The organism is Pedococcus sp. P1_H8 (assembly GCF_056405175.1).
This window is the reverse complement of record NZ_JBFUCP010000157.1, coordinates 1-500: the sequence shown is the minus strand read 5'-3', so window position 1 is coordinate 500 and position 500 is coordinate 1. Positions and strand designations below refer to the sequence as shown.

General features: G+C 73.2%; 1 pseudogene. It reads right to left on the bottom strand.

Annotation, left to right across the window (positions count from 1 at the left end):
• Positions 1-29: 29 nt before the first annotated feature.
• Positions 30-500: pseudogene (locus tag AC1DYG_RS19370) on the bottom strand (Asp-tRNA(Asn)/Glu-tRNA(Gln) amidotransferase subunit GatB); the annotation flags it as partial.

Here is a 500-nt window from a genome sequence, read left to right as displayed (position 1 = left end):
CCTTCGGTCAGATCCCCTTCGAGCAGGACCTAGGAGCAGGCCGCGATGACCATGTCCTTGACCTGAGCCGGGTCGGCCTGGCCGCGGGTGGCCTTCATGACGTCGCCGACGATCTTGCCCGCCGCGGCGACCTTGCCGGAACGGATCTTCTCGGCGATGTCCGGGTTGGCGGCGAGCGCGGCGTCGACCGCGGCCTGCAGCGCCGAGTCGTCGCGCATGACGGCGAGTTCCCGCTTGGCGACGACCTCGTCCGGCTCGCCCTCGCCGGCGAGCACACCGTCGACGGCCTGCCGGGCCTGCTTGTTCGCGAGGGTGCCGTCGGCGACGAGCGCGATGACCCGCGCCAGCTGCGCCGGGGTGATCGGCAGCTCGGCCAGCTCGACGCCACGGGCGTTCGCCTGCTGCGAGAGGTAGGCCACCCACCAGGACCGCGCCGCGTCGGCGGGCGCGCCGGCCTCGGTGGTCGCGATGACCAGGTCGAGCGCGCCGGAGTTCACCAG